Annotated in this window: 20 protein-coding genes, 1 pseudogene and 1 riboswitch; of the genes and pseudogenes, 11 read left to right on the forward strand and 10 right to left on the reverse strand. The window is 69.9% G+C overall.

All coding sequences use genetic code 11. The features are described from left to right. The first annotated feature begins 22 nt into the window (after nucleotides 1–22). The 8 genes and pseudogenes from sigR (at nucleotide 23) to ACFYZZ_RS28085 (ending at nucleotide 8267) form a co-directional block, all read left to right on the forward strand. On the forward strand, nucleotides 23–706 hold the full coding sequence (gene sigR, locus ACFYZZ_RS28050; RefSeq protein ID WP_389181402.1) for an RNA polymerase sigma factor SigR: 684 nt from the start codon (nucleotides 23–25) through the stop codon (nucleotides 704–706). Next, a complete protein-coding gene (gene rsrA, locus ACFYZZ_RS28055) occupies nucleotides 703–1005 on the forward strand; it encodes a mycothiol system anti-sigma-R factor (protein ID WP_336113539.1) in 303 nt (100 codons plus the stop codon). The genes sigR and rsrA overlap by 4 nt, the downstream gene beginning before the upstream one ends. A 109-nt stretch (nucleotides 1006–1114) precedes the next feature. Further along, nucleotides 1115–2467 carry an HD-GYP domain-containing protein gene (locus ACFYZZ_RS28060; RefSeq protein ID WP_389181405.1) on the forward strand — a complete coding sequence of 451 codons (1353 nt, stop codon included), beginning with the start codon at nucleotides 1115–1117 and terminating at the stop codon, nucleotides 2465–2467. Then, a complete protein-coding gene (locus ACFYZZ_RS28065) occupies nucleotides 2464–3693 on the forward strand; it encodes an HD-GYP domain-containing protein (RefSeq protein ID WP_389181408.1) in 1230 nt (409 codons plus the stop codon). Before ACFYZZ_RS28060 ends, ACFYZZ_RS28065 begins: the two co-directional genes overlap by 4 nt. A gap of 108 nt (nucleotides 3694–3801) precedes the next feature. Continuing rightward, a complete protein-coding gene (locus ACFYZZ_RS28070; protein WP_145883208.1) occupies nucleotides 3802–4782 on the forward strand; it encodes a hypothetical protein in 981 nt (326 codons plus the stop codon). A 125-nt stretch (nucleotides 4783–4907) separates the two neighbouring features. After that, a complete protein-coding gene (gene def, locus ACFYZZ_RS28075; protein ID WP_389181411.1) occupies nucleotides 4908–5558 on the forward strand; it encodes a peptide deformylase in 651 nt (216 codons plus the stop codon). A 259-nt stretch (nucleotides 5559–5817) separates the two neighbouring features. Continuing rightward, nucleotides 5818–6900 carry an epi-isozizaene synthase gene (gene cyc1, locus ACFYZZ_RS28080; RefSeq protein WP_389181414.1) on the forward strand — a complete coding sequence of 361 codons (1083 nt, stop codon included), beginning with the start codon at nucleotides 5818–5820 and terminating at the stop codon, nucleotides 6898–6900. Further along, nucleotides 6897–8267 (forward strand): annotated as a pseudogene (locus ACFYZZ_RS28085) (cytochrome P450). The gene cyc1 and the pseudogene ACFYZZ_RS28085 overlap by 4 nt, the downstream one beginning before the upstream one ends. A gap of 90 nt (nucleotides 8268–8357) precedes the next feature. On the opposite strand, the gene ACFYZZ_RS28090 reads toward ACFYZZ_RS28085, so the two are convergent. The 6 genes from ACFYZZ_RS28090 to nagB all read right to left on the reverse strand — a co-directional run bounded on the left by ACFYZZ_RS28090 (nucleotide 8358) and on the right by nagB (nucleotide 15874). Beyond that, entirely contained in the window at nucleotides 8358–9371 is a 1014-nt protein-coding gene (locus tag ACFYZZ_RS28090) for a ribonucleotide-diphosphate reductase subunit beta (protein WP_389181417.1), read from the reverse strand. Further along, complete coding sequence (locus ACFYZZ_RS28095; protein WP_389181420.1) at nucleotides 9371–11752, reverse strand: ribonucleoside-diphosphate reductase subunit alpha; 2382 nt, start codon at nucleotides 11750–11752, stop codon at nucleotides 9371–9373. The genes ACFYZZ_RS28090 and ACFYZZ_RS28095 overlap by 1 nt, the downstream gene beginning before the upstream one ends. Before the next feature lie 123 nt (nucleotides 11753–11875). After that, nucleotides 11876–12020, reverse strand: a riboswitch (cobalamin riboswitch). Between the two features lie 101 nt (nucleotides 12021–12121). Next, nucleotides 12122–13723, reverse strand: a complete 1602-nt coding sequence (gene mctP / locus ACFYZZ_RS28100; protein ID WP_389181423.1) for a monocarboxylate uptake permease MctP — start codon at nucleotides 13721–13723, stop codon at nucleotides 12122–12124. Then, nucleotides 13720–13986, reverse strand: a complete 267-nt coding sequence (locus tag ACFYZZ_RS28105; protein ID WP_389181425.1) for a DUF3311 domain-containing protein — start codon at nucleotides 13984–13986, stop codon at nucleotides 13720–13722. Before ACFYZZ_RS28105 ends, mctP begins: the two co-directional genes overlap by 4 nt. A gap of 136 nt (nucleotides 13987–14122) precedes the next feature. Beyond that, nucleotides 14123–14887: a GntR family transcriptional regulator gene (locus ACFYZZ_RS28110; protein ID WP_386578257.1), complete on the reverse strand. Its 765-nt coding sequence runs from the start codon at nucleotides 14885–14887 to the stop codon at nucleotides 14123–14125. A gap of 201 nt (nucleotides 14888–15088) precedes the next feature. Continuing rightward, a complete protein-coding gene (gene nagB, locus ACFYZZ_RS28115) occupies nucleotides 15089–15874 on the reverse strand; it encodes a glucosamine-6-phosphate deaminase (RefSeq protein WP_389181428.1) in 786 nt (261 codons plus the stop codon). 168 nt (nucleotides 15875–16042) lie between these two features. On the opposite strand from nagB, the gene ACFYZZ_RS28120 reads away from it, so the two are divergent. Beyond that, complete coding sequence (locus tag ACFYZZ_RS28120) at nucleotides 16043–16672, forward strand: TetR/AcrR family transcriptional regulator (protein ID WP_389181430.1); 630 nt, start codon at nucleotides 16043–16045, stop codon at nucleotides 16670–16672. A gap of 348 nt (nucleotides 16673–17020) precedes the next feature. Beyond that, nucleotides 17021–18487: a sensor histidine kinase gene (locus ACFYZZ_RS28125; RefSeq protein ID WP_389181902.1), complete on the forward strand. Its 1467-nt coding sequence runs from the start codon at nucleotides 17021–17023 to the stop codon at nucleotides 18485–18487. Nucleotides 18488–18687: 200 nt separating this feature from the next. Here ACFYZZ_RS28125 and ACFYZZ_RS28130 read toward each other — a convergent pair whose 3' ends face one another. Next, nucleotides 18688–18945 (reverse strand): WhiB family transcriptional regulator, encoded by a 258-nt coding sequence (locus ACFYZZ_RS28130; RefSeq protein WP_003992873.1) that lies wholly within the window; start codon nucleotides 18943–18945, stop codon nucleotides 18688–18690. A gap of 320 nt (nucleotides 18946–19265) precedes the next feature. Next, nucleotides 19266–20234 carry a diacylglycerol/lipid kinase family protein gene (locus ACFYZZ_RS28135; protein ID WP_386578260.1) on the reverse strand — a complete coding sequence of 323 codons (969 nt, stop codon included), beginning with the start codon at nucleotides 20232–20234 and terminating at the stop codon, nucleotides 19266–19268. 146 nt (nucleotides 20235–20380) lie between these two features. Between ACFYZZ_RS28135 and ACFYZZ_RS28140 the strand changes: the two genes are divergently transcribed. Next, nucleotides 20381–20824 (forward strand): hypothetical protein, encoded by a 444-nt coding sequence (locus ACFYZZ_RS28140; protein WP_389181433.1) that lies wholly within the window; start codon nucleotides 20381–20383, stop codon nucleotides 20822–20824. 17 nt (nucleotides 20825–20841) lie between these two features. Here ACFYZZ_RS28140 and ACFYZZ_RS28145 read toward each other — a convergent pair whose 3' ends face one another. Both ACFYZZ_RS28145 and ACFYZZ_RS28150 read right to left on the reverse strand, forming a co-directional pair. Beyond that, nucleotides 20842–21936 carry an RNA polymerase sigma factor SigF gene (locus ACFYZZ_RS28145; protein WP_386578262.1) on the reverse strand — a complete coding sequence of 365 codons (1095 nt, stop codon included), beginning with the start codon at nucleotides 21934–21936 and terminating at the stop codon, nucleotides 20842–20844. Next, nucleotides 21933–22346, reverse strand: coding sequence for an anti-sigma regulatory factor (locus ACFYZZ_RS28150; protein ID WP_004925829.1), 414 nt, complete (start codon nucleotides 22344–22346; stop codon nucleotides 21933–21935). Before ACFYZZ_RS28150 ends, ACFYZZ_RS28145 begins: the two co-directional genes overlap by 4 nt. Nucleotides 22347–22503 lie beyond the last annotated feature (157 nt).

The raw sequence follows: 22503 nt of genomic DNA on the forward strand, positions 1-22503 counted from the left end.
TCCTGCCCGGGATCTTGAGGAGGTGGGTCCGGTCACTGGGACCGACGCAGGGACCGACAACGGCCAGGCGGAGCTGCCCGAGGGCCGCGGCGACAGCGCGGAGTCGACCGCCGAGCGCAGTGCGCGCTTCGAGCGGGACGCGCTCGAATTCCTCGACCAGATGTACTCGGCCGCGCTGCGCATGACGCGCAACCCGGCCGACGCCGAGGACCTGGTGCAGGAGACGTATGCCAAGGCGTACGCCTCCTTCCACCAGTTCCGCGAGGGCACCAACCTCAAGGCGTGGCTGTACCGGATCCTCACGAACACCTTCATCAACTCGTACCGCAAGAAGCAGCGCGAGCCCCAGCGCAGTGCGGCCGAGGAGATCGAGGACTGGCAGCTTGCCCGTGCCGAGTCGCACATGTCGACGGGTCTGCGCTCCGCCGAGTCGCAGGCGCTCGACCACCTGCCCGACTCGGACGTGAAGGAAGCGCTGCAGGCGATCCCCGAGGAGTTCCGCATCGCCGTCTACCTCGCGGACGTAGAGGGCTTTGCGTACAAGGAGATCGCGGACATCATGGGGACACCCATCGGTACGGTGATGTCCCGGCTGCACCGGGGCCGCCGTCAGCTGCGCGGCATGCTCGAGGACTATGCCCGTGAGCGCGGGCTGGTCCCGGCCGGCGTCGGAGAGTCGAACGAAGCGAAAGGTTCGGGCTCATGAGCTGCGGAGATCCGCACGAGACGGACTGCAGTGAGGTCCTCGACCACCTGTACGAGTTCCTCGACAGCGAGATGCCGGACGTCGATCGCGACAAGTTCCAGCACCACTTCGAGGAATGCTCTCCGTGTCTGGAGAAGTACGGCCTGGAGCAGGCCGTGAAGAAGCTGGTCAAGCGCTGCTGCGGCCATGACGACGTGCCGGCCGACCTGCGCGCCAAGGTCATGGGGCGGATCGACCTGATCCGCTCCGGGCAGACCGTCCCGGAGCACGACGTGACGGCCACGCCTCAGGAGAGCTGAGAACCAGCCATCACCCGAATGTGCTAATCCTCGGGTCATAAGTCCCCGGACCCCCCGATTCCCGCCCTAGGCTCCGAGCCCGGACAGGCACCGGTCGGGGAGGGGCGTCATGGAGGCGGTTCCAGCGAGGGCGCGGGCCTATGTGGCCTGCGTCGCCCTGCTGGCCGTGGTCTGTGTTCTCTGTGTTCTGCCCCTGTCGGCCACCCACACGTCCTGGTCGGCGCTCGCCCTGCTCACCGCCCTGTACGCGGCCTGTGAGCACGTCGTACGGCGCCGCCTGGGCGGCACCTTCTATCCCGTCCTGCTCGCCGGGGCGTTCCTGCTGCCCCCGTCCGCCGCCGCCCTCGTGCCGGTGTCGGCCGCGCTGCTCGCCCGCGTCGAGGAGCGGCCCGTGGGGCTGCGCCGCGTGTGGCGGGCCGCGCAGCCCTCGCTGGCCGTGTGGGGCGCGGCCCAGGTGCACTGGGCGCTCGGCGGCCGGGACACCGTCGTGGCCTGCGACTTCCCCCACGCGCTCGTTCCGGCCGGGGCGGCCGTCCTCGCCTTCTGTCTGGTGCTCACCGCGCTCGACGGCGGCCTCCTCGCGGCGGGCGTGGGGGTACCGCCCACACCTTTGCGGCAGTGGGGGAGGGTGCCCCTGCGCCGGGCCTGGCGCGGGCTGCTGTCCCGCTCCCTCGCCCCGGTCGCCGTGCACGGACTCGCCGGGCTGATGATGGCCGTGCTGTGGCGCAGCCGGTACGGGCCCGTCGCTGCGCTGCTGGTGCTGCTGCCGATGTTCGTCTCCTGCTGGGTCTTCGCCCAGTACCACCGGGAGCGGGCCGCCCACCAGGCCACCATCCGCGCTCTGGTGCAGGCCGTCGATCTCAAGGACGGCTACACCCGCGGCCACAGCGAGCGGGTCGGTCAGGCCTCGGTGATGATCGCCCGCGAACTCGGCATGGACGACGAACGCGTCGAGGTGCTGCGCTTCGCCGGCATCCTGCACGACGTCGGCAAGCTCGGCGTCCCCACCCGGCTGCTGCGCAAGGACGGCCCGCTGACCCCCGAGGAGCGGCGGATCATCGAGCTGCATCCCGAGTACGGCCATGAGATGGTCCGCGGGATCTCCTTCCTCGGCGAGGCCCGCACGGCGATCCTGCACCACCACGAACGGCTCGACGGCAGCGGCTACCCCTACGGACTGGTGGGCGGCCAGATCCCCGAGTGCGCCCGCGTGGTGGCCGTCGCGGACGCCTTCGACGCGATGACCTCCACCCGCTCCTACAGCAGGGCCCGCCCGGTCGAGGCGGCGGTCACCGAGCTGGAGCGCTGCGCAGGAACCCAGTTCGACCCGCGCATGGTCACGGCGCTCGCCCGGGCCCTCGACCGCCACGGCTGGCACCCGGCCGTCACGGCCGACGAGGCGGCGCAGCGGATCCCGGACCGGCAACCGGTCGCCGGCAGCCCCAGCGGGGCAGCCCGATGACCGCCCTGCGGCTCATCCACGCCTGTGCTGCCCTCACCGCCGCCGTCTCCCTCGCCGTCACCCTGTGGACCGGCCTGGCCGACCGGCGCGTCGCACTCGCCTTCGGGGTGCTCATAGCCGTCGGCGAGCTGACCCGGTGGAGCGGTGCCCAGGTACGGCAGGCCGCGCCGCTGGGCACCGCCGGATCGCTGTCGTACGCCCTGCTGGGCGCCGACGCGGGGCATCCGACCCTCCACGGCGCGCCGCAGGTCGTCACCATCGTTCTCGCCGCCTCCCTGCTCGGCGGGGTCCCGCACATCTGGTGCGGACGCACCCCGACCCTCGACCACCTCGCCCGCCGCGTCCTGAGCGTCGGCTTCGCCGCGATCTGCTTCCAACCCCTCTACAACGAGGGCGCGTTCGAGTCCTGGAACGGCGCCGGCTACGCGCTGCTGCTCATCGCCCTCATCGTCCTCACCGCCCTGTGCGACGCCGTTCTCGCCGCCGCCCTCGCCCACTCCCGCACCCACTGGCCCTTCGGCCCGCTCCTGCGCGAAGAACTGCGCGGACTGCTCGGCATCGGATCCGCCGTCTGCGCGACCGGCGCGGTGATGGCGCTCGCGGTCGCCGTGGTCGGGCTGTGGGCGCTGCCGGTGTTCTGCCTGCCGCTGCTGCTCGCCCAGCTCTCCGTGCGCCGCTACGACGCCGTGCGCGCCACCTACCGGCAGACCATCGCCTCCCTCGCCCGGGCCACCGAGATCGCCGGATACACCCCGACGGGGCATGCCCGCCGGGTCGCCACGCTCAGCCTGGCCGTCGGCCGGGACCTGGGCCTGTCCGGGCCCGGGCTGACCGTCCTGGAGTACGCGGCCCTCATGCACGACATCGGCCAGCTCAGCCTGGTCGACCCCGTCCCCGCCGGCGCCACCGCCGCGCTGCCGCGGGAGGAGCAGCGGCGCATCGCACTGCTCGGCGGGGCCGTCGTACGGCAGACCGGGGTGGACGCGGCCGTCGCCGTGGTCGTGGAGCGGCAGGCCGACCCCTGCCGGGAGCAGCCGCTCGCCGCGCGGATCGTCAGAGCCGTCAACGCCTACGAGGAGAAGGCCCGGGACGCGGGGCCCGACGGGCCGCTCAGGGCCCTGGAGGAGCTGCGGCTGGCCACCGCCGGGGACTACGCTCCCGAGGTCGTGGAGGCGCTCGCCCGGGTTCTGGCCCGGGACTGTCTGACGCTGCCCGCGTCGGGGTAACCCATGGGTAATGAGCGCCCTTCCCGCCGTACGTGGTTGGATGCGAGGGAGAGGGTGTCCGGGGGCACAAGCCAGCCCACGTGGAACTGGAACTGGCAGGCGGGAATCGTGAGGATCTTCGGCAAGGGACGGCACCGGCCCTCCGCCTCCTGGCGGCAGGCCACCGACCGCGCGTTCACGCTCATCGGCGACGGCCGGTACGAGGACGCGGGCGAGCTGCTGACACGCGCCGCCGACCTGGAACCCTGGCTGGCGGAGTCCTGGTTCAACCTTGCCCTGCTGCACAAGTTCCGGCACGACTGGGAGCAGGCCCGCGCCGCCGGACTGCGCGCGGTGGCCCTCCTGGACCGGGAGACCGGCGCCCCCGACTGGTGGAACGTGGGCATCGCCGCGACCGCCCTGCAGGACTGGCCGCTGGCCCGCCGCGCCTGGCAGGCGTACGGGCTGCGGGTGCCCGGCGGCGCCACGGCTTCCGGCGAGCCGCTCGGCATGGAGCTGGGCAGCGCGGCCGTACGGCTCTCCCCGGAGGGCGAGGCCGAGGTGGTGTGGGGCCGCAGGCTGGACCCGGCCCGGATCGAGGTGCTGTCCATCCCGCTTCCCTCCTCCGGGCGGCGCTGGGGCGAGGTCGTCCTGCACGACGGCGTCCCGCACGGCGAGCGCACGACGTCCGCCGGGCACTCCTACCCGGTCTTCGACGAGATCGAGCTGTGGGCGCCCTCGCCGGTCCCCACCTGGGTGGTGCTGCTGGAGGCGGCCACCGAGGCGGACCGGGACGCGCTGGAGCAGCTGGCCGCGGACGCGGGGTTCGCCGCGGAGGACTGGTCGTCCTCGGTGCGGCTGCTGTGCCGGATGTGCTCGGAGTCGCGGATGCCGTCGGACGAGGGGGACGGGGTCCATCTGGATCCGCATGATCACAGCGAGCCGGGTCATCCCGGGCCGCTGGGGCATCGCACGGACGGGCAGCTCTGGGTTCCCGAGCGGGAGTGCGGGGTGGCTGCGCCGGCTTCGCTCGTTCGGGGGTTGCTGGACGGGTGGGTGGCGGACAGTCCGGACTCCAGGGACTGGCGGGATCTCGAAGAGGTTTGCTGAGACCGCAGCCGGCTGCGGGTCCGATGTGGCTGATCGCGCAGTTCCCCGCGCCCCTGAAGGGGCGCTGCACGTACCCTGTATCAGCATTCACCCCTAGTTTTTGTGCAGGAAGGCGTACGTCGGTCATGGCGCAGCAGGACACCGATCAGCAGCACGCGGGCGTGCTCCCCGTCGACGACGAGGGCTATGTCGTCGACACGGAGGACTGCGAGGAGCGCGAGAACGCCTGGCGCGAGCGCGGCACCTCGCGGCCGATCACGGTCGTCGGCAACCCGGTCCTGCACAAGGAGTGCAAGGACGTCACCGAGTTCGGTGCGGAGCTGGACCAGCTGGTCGCGGACATGTTCGTCAGCCAGCGCACCGCCGAGGGCGTGGGCCTGGCCGCCAACCAGATCGGTGTCGACCTGAAGGTCTTCATCTACGACTGCATGGACGACGAGGGCGTCCGGCACGTCGGCGTGGTGTGCAACCCGAAGCTGGTCGACCTGCCCGCCGACAAGCGCCGGCTCGACGACAGCAATGAGGGCTGCCTGTCCGTACCGACCGCGTACGCGCCGCTCGCGCGTCCCGACTACGCCGAGGTGACCGGCCAGGACGAGAAGGGCAACCCGATCAAGGTCCGCGGCACCGGCTACTTCGCTCGCTGTTTGCAGCACGAGACCGATCACCTGTACGGGTACCTGTACATCGACCGGCTGTCCAAGCGCGACCGCAAGGACGCGCTGCGGCAGATGGCCGAGAACGAGCCACGCTACCCCGTCGTCGCCAACGACTGAGACGTCCGGTCCGACCGTACGGACACCGTACGAGAGCAGCAACGACGCACGTTACGACGCCCGTTCGGGATCCTTCCCGACCGGGCGTCGTTCGTTTGTTCGCCGCAAGGTTCCCGGCATCTGGGGTGGTGCGTGAAGCAAATCCGTTCCCATAATGGTCAGTTGTGGTGCTGAATGGGAAGCGCGGGGATACGCAACGGCGCACACCCGGCACGGCAGGGAGGGGTGTGCGCTCCTGGCAGCTGAGAGGGGACTGTTCGTGCACGCTTTCTCACACGGCACCACATCGTCGACAGCGGTCGCAGTACCGCCGTCTCTCGCCCTCCCGGTGATCGAGGACGCGATTCCCCGGAAACTGCACCCGTATTGGCCAAAGCTTCAGGAGAAGACCCGGCAGTGGCTCCTGGAAAAACGGCTGATGCCGGCGGACAAGGTGCGGGAATATGCCGATGGTCTGTGCTACACCGACCTGATGGCGGGGTACTACACCGGCGCCCCCGACGAGGTCCTGCAGGCCATTGCGGACTACAGTGCCTGGTTCTTCGTCTGGGACGACCGGCACGACCGTGACCGGGTGCACGGCCGGGTGGCCGACTGGCGCCGGCTGCGGCACCGCCTACACGCGGCACTCGACGCACCCCGGCACCATCTGCACCATCGGGACCCCCTGGTTGCAGGGTTCGCGGACAGTGTGCTGCGGCTGTACTCGTTCCTGCCCCACACCTGGAACCTGCGGTTCGCCCGGCACTTCCACGACGTGATCGAGGCCTACGACCGCGAGTTCCGCAACCGGAGCGCGGGGTACGTTCCGAAGGTCGAGGAATACCTCGCCCTGCGACGGCTCACCTTCGCGCACTGGATATGGACGGACCTGCTGGAGCCGAGCGCCGGATGCGAACTCCCGGACTTCGTGCGAAAACATCCGGCCTATCGCCGTGCGGCCCTGCTGAGCCAGGAATTCGCCGCCTGGTACAACGACCTCTGCTCACTGCCCAAGGAAATAGCGGGCGATGAGGTGCACAATCTCGGCATCAGTCTCGTCACCCATGAGGGACTGACACTCGAAGAAGCGGTGGAGGAAATCCGGCGGCGCGTCGAGAAATGCATCGCCGAATTCTTCGAAGCCGAGCGGGACGCCCTGCGGTTCGCCGGCGAACTCGCCAACGGCACGGACCGCGGAAGGGAATTGAGCGCCGCCGTCCGCGCCTGTGTCGGTTATATGCGGAACTGGTTCAGCTCCGTCTACTGGTTCCACCACGAGTCCGGCCGGTACAGGGTCGACAGCTGGGACGACCGGTCCACGCCCCCGTACATCAACAACGAAGCCACAGGTGACAAATGACCGTCGAGTCCGTGAAGCCCGTGGCCCCCGAGGGCACCGGAGTGCGCGAACCGCCCCTCGCCGGCGGCGCCCTCCCGGTCCTCGGCCACGGTCTGAAACTGGTCCGCGACCCGCTCGCCTTCATGTCCGGGCTGCGCGAGCACGGTGACGTCGTACGGCTGAAGCTCGGCCCCAGGACGGCGTACGCCGTCACCACACCGGCGCTCACCGGCACACTCGCGCTCAGCCCCGACCACAAGATCGACGGCCCGCTGTGGGAGTCCCTCGAAGGCCTGCTCGGCAAGGAGGGCGTGGCCACTGCCAACGGCCCCCGGCACCGCCGCCAGCGGCGCACCATCCAGCCCGCCTTTCGGCTCGACGCGATCCCCGCGTACGGCTCGATCATAGAGGAGGAGGCGCATGCGCTGACCGAGCGCTGGAAGGCGGGCGAGACCATCGACTGCACCTCGGAGTCGTTCCGGGTCGCCGTGCGCATCGCCGCCCGCTGTCTGCTGCGTGGCGACTACATGGACGAGCGCGCGGAGCGGCTGAGCATCGATCTCGCCACCGTCTTCCGCGGTATGTACCGCAGGATGGTCGTCCCGCTCGGGCCGCTGTACCGGCTGCCGTTCCCCGCCAACCGCGAATTCAACCGGGCGCTGGCCGATTTGCATCTGCTGGTCGACGAGATCGTCGCCGAGCGGAGGGCATCTGGTCAAAAGCCGGACGATTTGCTGACGGCATTACCGGCGGCGCAGGACGACAATGGCGACCCCATCGGGGAACAGGAGATCCACGACCAGGTGGTCGCGATACTCACCCCCGGAAGCGAAACAGTCGCCTCCACGATCGTGTGGCTGCTCCAGGTGCTCGCGGAACATCCGGAACACGCCGAGAAGGTGCGCGCCGAGGTCGAATCCGTGACCGGCGGCCGGCCCGTTGCATTCGCGGACGTCCGGGAGCTCAGGCACACCAACAATGTCGTCGTCGAGGCCATGCGGCTGCGGCCCGCCGTATGGATATTGACGCGCCGCGCGGTGACCGACACCGCGCTCGGCGGCTACCGCATTCCGGCGGGCGCGGACATCGTGTACAGCCCGTACGCCATCCAGCGCGACGGCCGTTCCTACGACCACCACCTCGACTTCGACCCCGACCGCTGGCTGCCCGAGCGGGTGAAGGAGGTGCCCAAGTACGCGATGAGCCCGTTCAGCGTGGGCAACCGCAAGTGCCCCAGCGACCACTTCTCCATGTCGCAGCTGAGCCTGATCACCGCGGCGATCTCGGCGTAGTACCGCTTCGAGCAGGTCGGCGGGTCGAACGACACCACCCGTGTGGGCATCACACTCCGGCCCGACCGGCTGCTGCTGCAGCCCGTGCAGTGGTGAGAGACACTCGCCGATGACCGGCGCGCGCTCAGGTGGCTTGCGAGCCCCGGAACGCGCGCCGGATCGTTGCTCGGCCGAGGGCGACCGGACTCAGAAGTCCTCGTCCAGGTCGACCGTGCCCTCCACGGCCACCTGGTACGCCGACGGGCGCCGCTCGAAGAAGTTCGTCAGCTCCTGAACGCCCTGCAGCTCCATGAAGGAGAAGGGGTTCTCGGAGCCGTACACCGGGGCGAAGCCGAGGCGGGTGAGGCGCTGGTCGGCGACGCACTCGAGGTACTGCCGCATCGAGTCGGTGTTCATGCCCGGCAGGCCGTCACCGCACAGGTCACGCGCGAACTGCAGCTCGGCCTCGACGGCCTCCCGCAGCATCTCGGTGACCTGCTGCTGCAGCTCGTCGTCGAAGAGCTCCGGCTCCTCCTTGCGGACGGTGTCGACCACCTCGAACGCGAACGACATGTGCATCGTCTCGTCGCGGAACACCCAGTTGGTGCCGGTGGCGAGACCGTGCAGCAGACCCCGGCTGCGGAACCAGTAGACGTACGCGAAGGCGCCGTAGAAGAACAGGCCCTCGATGCACGCGGCGAAGCAGATGAGGTTGAGCAGGAAGCGCCGGCGGTCCGCCTTGGACTCCAGACGGTCCAGCTTCTCGACCTCGTTGATCCACTTGAAGCAGAACTCGGCCTTCTCGCGGATGGACGGGATGTTCTCCACGGCCGCGAAGGCGGCGGCGCGGTCGTCCGGGTCGGGAAGGTAGGTGTCGAGCAGTGTCAGATAGAACTGGACGTGCACGGCCTCCTCGAAGAGCTGGCGCGACAGGTACAGGCGCGCCTCCGGGGAGTTGATGTGCTTGTACAGCGTCAGCACCAGGTTGTTCGCGACGATCGAGTCGCCCGTCGCGAAGAAGGCCACCAGGCGGCCGATCAGGTGCTGCTCGGCCGGTGTCAGCTTGGCGAGGTCGGCGACGTCCGAGTGGAGGTCGACCTCCTCGACGGTCCAGGTGTTCTTGATGGCGTCCCGGTAGCGCTCGTAGAAGTCGGGGTAGCGCATGGGGCGCAGCGTCAGCTCGAAGCCCGGGTCGAGCAGGTTGGTGTTACGGCTGGACATTACTGGCAGGCCTCGCAGGACTCGGGGTTCTCAAGGGAGCAGGCGACGGCGTCGGGGTCGGCGACCTGCTGCACGGGGATGGTGGTCTGGGTCTGCGCCTGGGCGGCCCGGGCGATGCGGGTCGCCGGGCGGGAGCGCAGGTAGTACGTCGTCTTCAGGCCCTGCTTCCAGGCGTACGCGTACATCGAGGAGAGCTTGCCGATCGTCGGCGTCTCCATGAACAGGTTCAGGGACTGCGACTGGTCCAGGAACGGGGTGCGGGCCGCGGCCATGTCGATCAGGCCGCGCTGCGGGATCTCCCACGCCGTGCGGTACAGCGCCCGCACGTCGGCCGGGATCCACGCGAAGCCCTGCACCGAGCCGTTGGAGTCGCGCAGCGCCTCACGGGTGCGCGCGTCCCAGACGCCCAGCTCCTTGAGGTCCTGCACCAGGTAGGAGTTGACCTGCAGGAACTCGCCGGACAGCGTCTCGCGCTTGAACAGGTTGGAGACCTGCGGCTCGATGCACTCGTACACGCCCGCGATGGACGCGATGGTGGCGGTCGGGGCGATCGCCAGCAGCAGCGAGTTGCGCATGCCGACCGCGGCGATCCGCTCGCGCAGGGCCGCCCAGCGCTCGGGCCAGGTCAGGCGAACGCTCGGGAAATGGTCGGGGTGCAGGACACCGCGGGCGGTGCGGGTCTTCTCCCAGGCCGGCAGCGCGCCGCCCCGCTCGGCCAGGTCGGCGGAGGCCTCGTACGCGGCGAGCATGATCCGCTCGGCGATCCGTGTCGACAGGGCCTTGGCCTCGGCGGAGTCGAAGGGCAGGCGCAGCTTGAAGAAGACGTCCTGCAGACCCATCGCACCCAGGCCCACCGGACGCCACCTGGCGTTGGAGCGGCCCGCCTGCTCGGTCGGGTAGAAGTTGATGTCGACCACGCGGTCGAGGAAGGTGACGGCCGTGCGGACGGTCTCGTCGAGGCGCTCCCAGTCGATGTCCCCGCCCTGCACGAAGGCACCGAGGTTGACCGAACCCAGGTTGCAGACCGCCGTCTCGCCGTCGTCGGTGACCTCCAGGATCTCCGTGCAGAGGTTCGAGGAGTGGACGACGTGGCCCGCCTCGGCCGTCTGGTTGGCGGTGCGGTTGGCGGCGTCCTTGAAGGTCATCCAGCCGTTGCCGGTCTGCGCGAGGGTGCGCATCATGCGGCCGTACAGGTCACGGGCCGGGATGGTCTTCTTCGCGAGCCCGTTCGCCTCCGCCTTGCGGTACGCGGCGTCGAACTCCTCGCCCCACAGGTCGACCAGCTCCGGCACGTCCGCCGGGGAGAACAGCGACCACTGCTCGTCGGCGTTGACCCGGCGCATGAACTCGTCCGGGATCCAGTGCGCGAGGTTGAGGTTGTGCGTACGGCGGGCGTCCTCACCGGTGTTGTCGCGCAGCTCCAGGAACTCCTCGATGTCGGAGTGCCAGGTCTCCAGGTACACCGCGGCCGCGCCCTTGCGCCTTCCGCCCTGGTTCACGGCGGCCACCGAGGCGTCCAGGGTCTTCAGGAACGGGACGATGCCGTTGGAGTGCCCGTTGGTGCCGCGGATCAGCGAACCGCGGCTGCGGATGCGGGAGTACGAAAGACCGATGCCGCCGGCGTGCTTGGAGAGCCGGGCGACCTGGTGGTAGCGGTCGTAGATGGAGTCCAGCTCGTCCAGCGGGGAGTCGAGGAGGTAGCAGGACGACATCTGGGGGTGCCGCGTGCCGGAGTTGAAGAGCGTGGGGGAGGAGGGCAGGTAGTCGAGGCGGCTCATGAGCCCGTAGAGCGCGGCGACTTCGTCGACGGAGCGGGTCGTGTCGTCCTCGGCGAGACCCGCGGCGACGCGCAGCATGAAGTGCTGGGGCGTCTCGATCACCTGGCGGGTGAGGGGGTGGCGCAGCAGGTAGCGGCTGTGCAGGGTGCGCAGGCCGAAGTAGCCGAAGCGGTCGTCGCCGTCCGCGTCGATCAGCGTGTCCAGACGCTCGGCGTGCAGCCGTACGAACTCCGCCGTGCGGTCGGCGACCAGGCCCTCGCGGTGGCCCACGGCGACGGACTCGGTGAAGGACGTCACGCCCTGCGAGGCGGCCTCGGCGCGGATCGAGATGGTCAGCAGCCGGGCGGCCAGCCGGGAGTAGGCGGGGTCGTCGGAGATGAGGCCGGCGGCCGCCTCCGTGGCCAGCTCGCGCAACTCCGCCTCGTCGGCCCGGGCGGACCGGCCCCGCAGCGCGGCCGCGGCGACCCGGCCGGGGTCGGCGTCGGGGAGGTCGGCGGTCAGCTCGGTCAGGGTCCGCAGCAGCGCGGCACCGGGACCGTCGGTCTCCACCGGAGCTGCGGTCGCCTGGACGGCTGAAGCCGGGTCGGCTGGCGCGATGGTCACGTGGGGCTCTCCCTCGCTCGGCACAGGGCCTGGCGGAGGGCAGGGGCAGCACGAGCGCGCACGGCGTCGCGTCCACCGGCCCACTCCACGAGGCCCGGACGTCTGAAGGCACCCGGACCGGACGGCCGGGCGCGCGCTGACGGCAGGTCCTCGGACTGAACAGGCGTGCGGAAGCACGCAAGTACACCGTTGCGGGACAGTTCCGGATTCGCACCGGATTCCCCTGCGGCGACAGCGAGGATGAGCATACATCTAGTGCCGGGTTGTGGTGTCACCCCCAGATGTTGTGTCTGTTGCGTGTCGTGACGGCTTCAGAGGGTCAACAGCGGGCCGCCGTGGTGCTTGTTGTCGGCGGCCCGCTGCGGGTGCCTAGGGGGTTGCATTCGGCGTCAGTTCCGCCTGGACCCCCGCGTCGCCCGCGTCCGCCGTGTAGTCCTCGGGGCGGGTCTCGTCGATGCCCTCGGGGGCCTTCAGGGCCTTCAGCGCGAAGGTCAGGACCACCGTGACGGCGACGTTCAGCACGAAGGCCGTGAGGCCGATGTAGCCGATCTCACCGATGCCCGGGATCTCCTTGGAGTTGCCGCCGAAGTGCTTCTGCGTCGGCGAGGCCACCCCGTACGCGGCGAACGTGCCGTAGACCATGCCGACCGCCCAGCCGGCCAGCAGCGCCCAGCGGTGGCACCAGCGGGTGAACAGGCCGCCGACCAGGGCCGGGAAGGTCTGCAGGATCCAGATGCCGCCCAGCAGCTGGAAGTTGATGGCGACCGTCTTGTCCATGGTGAGCACGAAGACCAGGGCGCCGACCTTGACCAGCAGCGACACGAGCTTGGAGACCTGGGCCTCCTGCTTCGGCGTGGCGTCCGGCCTGATGAAGTCCTTGTAGATGTTGCGGGTGAAGAGGTTCGCCGCCGCGATGGACATGATGGCCGCGGGCACGAGGGCGCCGATGCCGATCGCCGCGAACGCCACGCCCGCGAACCAGTCCGGGAACATGTCCTCGAACAGCTGCGGAATCGCCAACTGCCCGTTGGTGACGTTCACCCCGGCCGCGATCGCCATGAAGCCGAGCAGCGCGAGCAGGCCCAGCATCAGCGAGTACAGCGGCAGGATCGTGGTGTTGCGCCGGATCACCTCACGGCTCCTGGACGAGAGCGTCGCGGTGATCGAGTGCGGGTACATGAACAGCGCGAGCGCCGAACCGAGCGCCAGCGTGGCGTACGTCCACTGGCCCGCGGGGGCCGGTACGAGCCCGCCCGCACCCGCCTTCGTGAACTTCTCGCCGGCCTTGGCGAAGATGTCGTCGAACCCGCCCAGCTTGATCGGGATGTAGATGATCGCCACCGCGATGACGATGTAGATCAGCGTGTCCTTGACGAACGCGATCAGCGCGGGGGCGCGCAGGCCCGACGAGTACGTGTACGCGGCCAGCACGCCGAAGGCGATGAGCAGCGGCAGGTCCTTCACGAACCAGTTGGTGTTCTCGCCGCCGCCGACGCCCATCACGTCCAGCACCGCCTGGATGCCGACGAGCTGGAGCGCGATGTACGGCATCGTCGCGAGGATGCCGGTGACCGCCACGGCCAGCGACAGGCCCTTGGAGCCGAAGCGGCCGCGCACGAAGTCCGAGGTCGTCACATAGCCGTGCTTGTGCGAGACCGACCACAGACGGGGCAGGAACGTGAAGATCAGCGGGTAGACCAGGATGGTGTACGGCACGGCGAAGAAGCCGGCCGCACCCGCCGCGTAGATCGCCGCCGGCACGGCGACGAACGTGTACGCCGTGTACAGGTCGCCGCCGAGCAGGAACCAGGTGATCCAGGTGCCGAACGACCGCCCGCCCAGGCCCCATTCGTCCAGGGAGTGCTCGTTCTCGGCCCTGCGCCAGCGGGCGGCCAGGAAGCCCATGACCGTGACGGCCAGGAAGAAGAAGATGAAGACGCCGAGCGCGACGCCGTTGACGCCGTTCTTCACTGCGCCGCCCCCTTGCCCTGAGTGGCCCTGCGGGCGCTCTGGTCACGCTGCCAGAGCTTGTACGCGAGCATCGTGAGCGCGGTGGAGATCAGCACCCACAGCATCTGGTACCAGTAGAAGAACGGGATCCCGATGAACGCGGGATCCGTCTTGGCGTACGAGCCCACCCACAGCATCGCCATGAAGGGCGCGACGAGACACAGGCCGATGATCACGCGGACCGGTGTCACCACCGGTGGTCTCACTTCAGGCGTTTCGGACATGCCACGGCTCCGTCCCCTGGTTGATCACCTGTGTAATGCGCAGGCAATCTAGGTGACGGTGTCGTGGCAGCGGAAGACCTCGTCCGCACATCGGTATGTCGATTTGGAGGTTGTGGCGTGAAGACGCCAACACCCCTCAGTCCTGCGGGCGCTTGAGCCTCGCCACGAACTTGTACCGGTCGCCTCGGTAGACCGAGCGCACCCACTCCACCGGCTTGCCCTCGCGGTCCAGGGAGTGACGGGAGAGCATCAGCATCGGCAGGCCCACGTCGGTGCCGAGCAGGCCCGCCTCGCGCGGGGTGGCCAGGGAGGTCTCGATGGTCTCCTCGGCCTCGGCGAGATGGACGTCGTAGACCTCGGCGAGCGCGGTGTACAGGGACGTGTACTTCACGAGCGACCGCCTGAGGGCCGGGAACCGCTTGGCCGACAGATGCGTGGTCTCGATCGCCATCGGCTCGGCGTTGGCCATGCGCAGCCGCTCGATGCGCAGCACGCGTCCGCCGGCCGTGATGTCGAGCAGCTCGGCGAGCCGGTCGTCGGCCGTGATGTAGCCGATGTCGAGCAGCTGCGATGTGGGCTCCAGGCCCTGGGCCCGCATGTCCTCCGTGTACGAGGTGAGCTGCAGCGCCTGCGAGACCTTCGGTTTGGCGACGAAAGTGCCCTTGCCCTGGATGCGCTCGAGGCGGCCCTCGACGACGAGCTCCTGCAGGGCCTGGCGGACGGTGGTGCGGGAGGTGTCGAACTCGGCCGCCAGCGTGCGCTCGGGCGGGACCGGCGTGCCCGGCGCCTGCGTCTCCGTCATGTCGAGCAGATGCTTCTTCAAGCGGTAGTACTTGGGCACGCGCGCGGTACGGACCGTCGTCCCGGCCTCGTTCTCCGCACTGCCGACGTCGGTGCTCATGCTCTGCCTTCCCGGCTCCTGATGCCGAAAGCGACCGACATCCCATCGGCCACGGCTCACATCGTGGCACGGCTTCGTGTGTCAGGGCTCCACCCGCACGCTCCGTGATCTCCTCTATATACCGTCGCACCCGTTGTTGGTCTAGTCCAACGGCTGGTGCGCGCGGTACCGGTGCGGGTACCGGTACCGGCGCCCGACCCCCTAGATCCCCTGCCAGTCCGGCTTGTTCGCGTAGGTGTGCCGGAAGTAGTCGGCCAGCTTGAGCTTGGACGCGGCGGCCTCGTCCACGACCACCGTGGCGTGCGGGTGCAGCTGGAGTGCGGAGGCCGGGCAGACGGCCGCGACCGGGCCCTCGACGGTCGCGGCGACCGCGTCCGCCTTGCCCTCGCCGGTCGCGAGCAGCACCAGGTGCCGGGCCTCCAGGATGGTGCCGATGCCCTGGGTGATCACATGGTGCGGCACCTGCTCGATGTCACCGTCGAAGAAGCGCGCGTTGTCGATCCGGGTCTGCTCGGTCAGCGTCTTGATCCGGGTGCGCGAGGCGAGCGAGGAGCAGGGCTCGTTGAACCCGATGTGCCCGTCCGTCCCGATTCCCAGCAGCTGCAGGTCCACCCCGCCGGCCTCGGTGAGCGCCCTGTCGTACGTCTCGCACGCCGCCTGGACGTCCTCTGCCGTGCCGTCCGGCCCCATGAACGCGTCCATCCCGATGCCGAGCGGCTCCAGCACCTCCCGGCGCAGCACCGAGCGGTAGGACTCGGGGTGCTCGGCGGGCAGCCCCACGTACTCGTCGAGCTGCGCTATGCGGGCCCGCGCGGTGTCCGCGGCGCCGGAGCGCACCTTGGCGGCCAGTGCCTGGTAGATGGGCAGCGGGGTCGAGCCGGTGGCCACACCGAGCAGGGCGTCGGGCTTGCGCCGCAGCAGCTGGGCCATGGCCTCGGCGATCAGCTCGCCGCCCGCCGCCGCGTCCGGAACGATGACAACTTCCACGCTGGGCCTGCCGTTCTGAAGAGGGCCTGGAGAACAGGGGAGAGGTCGGAGCAAGAGTCTCTATGTGGTTTAGACCAATCTAACAGAATCGGACTCCTGGGCCCAGGTGGGACGTCCGCTGCAGCGCTTCGCCGACATTTCTCTAGGGGGCGCTATAAAATGCACCCCATGGTGACCAGCGAGGACGCGAAAGCGCAGGCCAAGCCCGCCAGGACGCGCGGCCGCCCGCGCTCCTTCGACCGCGCCACCGCGCTGGAGAGGGCACTCATGGCCTTCTGGGAGCACGGCTACGAGGCCACCTCCGTCTCCGACCTCACCCGGATCATGGGCATCGGCGCCCCGAGCCTCTACGCGGCCTTCGGCGACAAGCGCAGCCTGTTCGAGGAGGTCGTCCGGGTCTACGCCGACACCCACGGCGCCTTCGGCGACCGCGCCCTCGCCGAGGAGCCCACCGCCCGCGCCGCCGTCGCACGCACGCTGCGCGAGGCCGCCGCCGAGTACACCGACCCCGCACACCCCTACGGCTGTCTGGTCGTCCACGCGGCCACCAACTGCACCAGCCCCGAGGTGGAGCAGCTGCTGCGGGAGCGGCGCAATGCGGGCATCGCCGCGCTCGAATCCCGGATCCGGGCCGACGTGGCCGAGGGGCGACTGCCGGCCGGCGCCGACGCGGCTACGCTCGCGCGGCACACCGGAGCCATGATCCAGGGCATGTCCCAGCAGGCGCGGGACGGCGCGAGCCGGGCGGAACTGGAGGCACTCGCGGAAATTGCCATGGCCATCTGGCCCCGCGGCTGACCCGGGCGGGCTAGGCTGCGTGGCATCGCGTGCCAGCAGACTTCAACACATACCCCCACGCGCATGGACACGCCATCGTGGTCTAGTCCAGAATGCGTAGGGGAAAATCGTAGCGAAAACTGAACAGCTTCCGTCTTCCCCGCACAGGAGGACGGACGAGGAACCGGCGCTCTCTGCCCTGACTGCCCCGGCTCCTCGACCTTCGGCCGACCGGGACCGCACACCCCACGGCCGATGATGCTCCGGGCTGCGGTGCCGGGTGGGTTGAGGGTCCCTCCCAGGCGCCGCGGCCCGCGGGTGTTTTTTCGGCCATCCCCGGGCCCCGGGTACGCTCACAACGTGCCCTCCATGAACGAACTCGTACGCCAGCACACGGCCCTCGGTGACTCCGACCTCGAGTGGCTCCACCTGCTGGTCTCGGAGTGGCAGCTGCTCTCCGACCTCTCCTTCGCCGACCTGGTCCTGTGGGTCCCCACCCGCGACGGCACCCGGTACGTCTCGGTCGCCCAGATGCGCCCCAACACCGGCCCGACCTCCTACCAGGACGACATGGTCGGCCACCTGGTCCCGCGCGGCCGGCGGCCCATGCTGGACGCGGCGCTGGACGAGGGCCGGATCGTGCGCGAGGGGGACCCGGAATGGCGCGAAGAGGTCCCCGTCCGGGTCGAGTCGATCCCCGTACGGCGTGAGGGCCGCGTGCTGGGCGTCATCGCCCGCAACACCAACCTGCTGACCGTCCGCACCCCGAGCCGCCTCGAACTGACCTACCTCCAGAGCGCCTCGGACCTCGCGCAGATGATCGCGGCCGGCTCCTTCCCCTTCCCCGACCAGCAGGTCGACATGGACGCCTCGCCGCGCGTCGGCGACGGCCTGATCCGGCTGGACGCGGACGGCATCGTCCAGTACGCCTCCCCGAACGCCCTGTCCGCCTACCACCGCCTCGGTCTCGCCGCCGACCTGGTCGGCCACCATTTGGGGCAGACCACGGCCGAACTCGCCCCGACCCGGGGCCCGGTGGACGAGGCGCTCGCCAAGGTGGCCAGCGGCTGGGCGCCGCGCGAGTTCGAGATCGAGTCGAACGACGGGGTCATCCAGTTCCGGGCCATTCCGCTCAAGCCCAAGGGCACCCGCATCGGCTCCCTGGTGCTGCTCCGGGACGTCACCGAACTCCGCCGCCGCGAACGCGAGTTGATCACCAAGGACGCGACCATCCGGGAGATCCACCACCGGGTGAAGAACAACCTGCAGACCGTCGCGGCGCTGCTGCGGCTGCAGGCCCGGCGCATCGGGTCCGAGCGCGGCCGGGAGGCCCTGGAGGAGGCCGTACGACGGGTCGGCTCGATCGCGATCGTGCACGAGACGCTCTCCCAGAACCTGGACGAGCGGGTGGAGTTCGACGACATCGCCGACCGGGTCCTCGCGATGGTCGCCGAGATCTCGCCGGGCAAGGTGACCGGCCGGCGCAGCGGACACTTCGGGATCCTCGACGCCGAGGTCGCCACCCCGCTGTCGATGGTGCTCACCGAGATCCTGCAGAACGCGCTGGAGCACGGCTTCCGCGAGGGTGACACCGGCACGGTCGAGGTCTCCGCGGTCCGCGGCGGCACCACCAAGGAGGCCCGCCTCCTCGTCACCGTCCAGGACGACGGCGTCGGCCTGCCCGAAGGTTTCGACCCGCAGACGGCGGGCAACCTGGGCCTGCAGATCGTACGGACGCTGGTGGAGGGCGAGTTGGGCGGCACCTTCGACATGGTCCCGGCGCCGGAGCGGGGCACACAGGTCATCCTGGACATTCCGGTGCGCTCGCAGAAGTAGGAACCACCCGCCAGGTCCGACGCACAGCGGCCCGAACAGCATTGAGCCCCGGGCCACTTGGTGGTCCGGGGCTTAAAGCTCGTTGCTGCTCTGCTTGTCGCTAAGCGCATCGGGGGTACTGCGCGCTGCGGCTCGGGGGCGGGAGATGCGTACGCGCTGTACGCGCCGCCAAGCTCAGGCTGTCAGCAGGGGTGGGACTGTCAGGCGGAGGCCTGACGGGCCCGGTTGCGGGCGGCGCGGCGCTTCATGGCGCGGCGCTCGTCCTCGCTGAGACCACCCCAGACGCCGGAGTCCTGACCGGACTCGAGCGCCCACTGCAGGCACTGCTCGATAACCGGGCAGCGACGGCAGACGGCCTTGGCTTCCTCGATCTGCAGCAGCGCAGGACCGGTGTTGCCGATGGGGAAGAAGAGCTCGGGGTCTTCCTCGCGGCAAACGGCGTTGTGACGCCAGTCCATGGCTGCTACCTCTCCTTGGTATTACGTGCAAGTTGCTTGTGAATGTGAACGCTTTCACGAATCCCTCAACAAGTGAAGGGCCGACCGCCGAGTCTTCCCCGGCGTGGTCCTTGGTTTGGAGAGGGGTTCCGGTGATCAGTGGAGGCCGGTGTTGCGGGCCGTCCCGATCGCCACGTAGAGACTCGCAAACCTCAGCGACGGATACAACCCCTTCCGGAAAGTTTTTTTTGATTCCTCGGTGTCGACTGGGTCACAGCCGTACTTCCATGGGGTGGATCCTGGCCTAAACGTTCGAGTGAAAGGACTTTAGCCCGTTCCGCTCACACAATCACACGCAGTGCGCGGCGTACGCCTGTGAACGTCACGCTCGTACGCAGTCCGAGGTGGTCGCCGTCCATCTGAAGGGGGAGGGGGGCCTTCGAATGCAAGGTGAACTGGTCCAGATCGTGCAGTGAGACCGCATGCCTGCCATGGGGTCCGCGCTCGGGGGACGAAGTGAGCAACTGCGTGCCATACCGGGCAACCGCGGCCGTCGACAGACGGCTGAGACCGAGTACGTCGATGCCCGTATCGAACGACGCCTTAGGTGACGTGTACATCGGGCGATTGCCGAGATACGTCCAAGGGGACGTGTTCGAGACTATGGCGACAACAAGATCGGTGATCGGGTCGGCGCCGGGCCGCTCCAGGGTGATCGCGCCGTGCCGGCGGTGCGGCTCGCCGAGGAACTGCCGGACCACCTGTCGTACGTACAGCGCGTGGGTCGACTTCTTGCCGCGCTCGCGCTGCTGCTCGACCCGGCCGACCACACCCGCGTCGAAGCCGAGCCCGGCGTTGAAGGTGAACCAGCGGTCCGGCACCGCCTCGTCCTCGGTGCCGGGCGTGCCCGAGGTCAGGCCGAGCCCGACGACCCGCTCGGTTCCGTCGCGCAGCGCGTCCAGCAGGGCGCCGGTGGCCTCGACGGGATCGTTGGGCAGCCCCAGGGCGCGGGCGAAGACGTTGGTGGAGCCGCCGGGGACCACGGCGAGTCCGGGCAGGCGGTCCGGGTCGGGGCCGGCGTGCAGCAGGCCGTTGACGACCTCGTTGACGGTGCCGTCGCCGCCGAGGGCCACGACCAGGTCGATGTCGTCGCTCTCCGCGGCCTGCCGGCCCAGGTCGCGCGCGTGACCGCGGTACTCGGTGGTGACCGCCTCCAGCTTCATCTCGCTGGCGAGCGCGTGGATCAGCACGTCACGCCTGCGTGCGCTTGTGGTGGTTGCCGCCGGATTGACCACGAGAAGTGCACGCATGGATGGCAGCGTACCTACTGGGGGGTACCCGGCCCAGACCGAGGTAGGGATCAGGTAAGAGGCGAGGGCGTGAGCCTGGACACCCGCCACCGCGCCGGGCCCGGGGCGGAGGCGGCCGCCGCGGGGTGCGGGGCTACGCTGCTGGCGTGAGCAGTGAGCAGAAATCCGCCCCGGAAACGACCGAAGAAGCCGAGCCCCGCCCGCGTCGGCTGACGTACGCGGCGGCGCTGGCCGGGCTGGAGGGGGCCGCCCTGGTGGTCGGCGGCGTCTGGATCCTCGTCCTCGGACTCACGGGCGATCCCGACGACCGGCAGCAGGCCGTGACCGGCGGGATCACCCTGGTGGTGCTCGCGCTGCTGCCGCTGCTCGCCGCGCGCGGTCTGCTGCTGAGGCGCAGCTGGAGCCGCGGCCCCGCCGTCATCACGCAGATCATGGCGCTTCCGGTGGCCTACAACCTGCTCAAGGCCGACAGCATGGCCATCCCGGGCGGCATCGCCCTGGCCGTCGTGGCGATCGCCTCGCTGGTGCTGCTCGTGAACTCGGCGACGACCCAGGCCCTCGGGATCAAGGGACCGGGCCGGGCCGAGTAGGGCTCACCGCTCGACGCTCACTCCTCTACGAGCAGCTTCTCCCGCAGCTGGGCGAGGGTCCGGGCGAGCAGCCGGGAGACGTGCATCTGCGAGATGCCGACCTCCTGCGCGATCTGCGACTGCGTCATGTTCCCGAAGAAGCGCAGCAGCAGGATCCGCTTCTCGCGCGGTGGCAGGTCCTCCAGCAGCGGCTTGAGGGACTCGCGGTACTCCACGCCCTCCAGCGCCTCGTCCTCGGCGCCGAGGGTGTCGGCGACCGCCGGGGACTCGTCGTCGGTGTCGGGGACGTCCAGCGACAGCGTGGAGTACGCGTTGGCGGACTCCAGGCCCTCCAGGACCTCCTCCTCGGAGATGGCCAGCTTCTCGGCCAGCTCGTGGACCGTGGGGGAGCGGCCGTGCTGCTGGGACAGCTCGGCCGTCGCCGTCGTCAGCGCGAGGCGCAGCTCCTGCAGCCGGCGCGGCACGCGGACCGCCCAGCCTTTGTCGCGGAAGTGCCGCTTGATCTCGCCGACGACGGTCGGGGTGGCGTACGTGGAGAACTCCACGCCGCGCTCGGGGTCGAAGCGGTCGACCGACTTGATCAGGCCGATCGTGGCGACCTGGGTGAGGTCGTCGAGCGGCTCGCCGCGGTTGCGGAAGCGGCGCGCCAGGTGCTCGACGAGCGGCAGGTGCATACGGACCAGCTGGTTGCGCAGCTCCGCGTACTCCGGGCTGCCCTGGTTCAGCTTGCGCAGCTCGATGAACATCGCACGCGCCCCGCTGCGGTCCTGTGGGTCGTGCTGGGTGGCCTGCACGGCCTCCGCGCCCAGCGCGGCGTCCTCGGCGTATCGCTCGTGCTCGCTCATCGTCCCGCCCGTAGCCCTTCCCCGAGCCCTCGCCTCCGCGGGGGCGGCGGATCCGATCCCGCCGCGTCCCTCCGAAGGCGCGCTCTGCACGGCACCGTCGCTGCCGGCCTCAGCGGAGTCCTCCTCCGGGTGCGGCCTGGCCTGCTCGGGGATGCCGTCGATGCCGTCCGCCATGCGTCGGGAACCGTCCGCGGGGCCTCGGTCCCCCGTCGGCAGCTCCCGTGTGCCGCGCTCTTCGTCCCGCACCGGCCCGTCCCCGTTCCTCACGCCGGCCCGGGGCCCGCGCCGCGCTGTTTGTAGAGACTGATCGACACGGTTTTGTCCTCGTCGACGGCGGACGAGACCTTGCCCGCGAGGGCCGAGAGCACCGTCCAGGCGAAGGTGTCCCGCGAGGGGGCGTGGCCGTCGGTGGTCGGCGCCGACACCGTGACCTCCAGCGAGTCGTCGACGAGCCGGAAGACGCAGCTGAGCACGGAGCCGGGCACGGCCTGCTGCAGCAGGATCGCGCAGGCCTCGTCCACGGCGATGCGCAGGTCCTCGATCTCGTCCAGGGTGAAGTCCAAGCGGGCCGCAAGACCGGCCGTGGCCGTCCGCAGCACCGACAGGTAGGCACCCGCAGCCGGCAGCCGGACTTCCACGAAGTCCTGGGTCGCGGGCTCGCCTGCGATCTGGGACACCCTCACCTCCATGGTGGTACAAGCTTTACGGGGCCGAGGGTCGCCCCTCGGGGTAACGCACATGTGGTTCCGCGGTGACGCTATCGCGCTCCGAACGGTCCTGTCCCCGGGACCCCAACCCCCTGGCGTCACTCACAGTAAAGCTGTGGATACGCTC

Origin of the sequence: Streptomyces sp. NPDC001816, from assembly GCF_042892235.1 — a bacterium.
Lineage (GTDB): Bacteria > Actinomycetota > Actinomycetes > Streptomycetales > Streptomycetaceae > Streptomyces.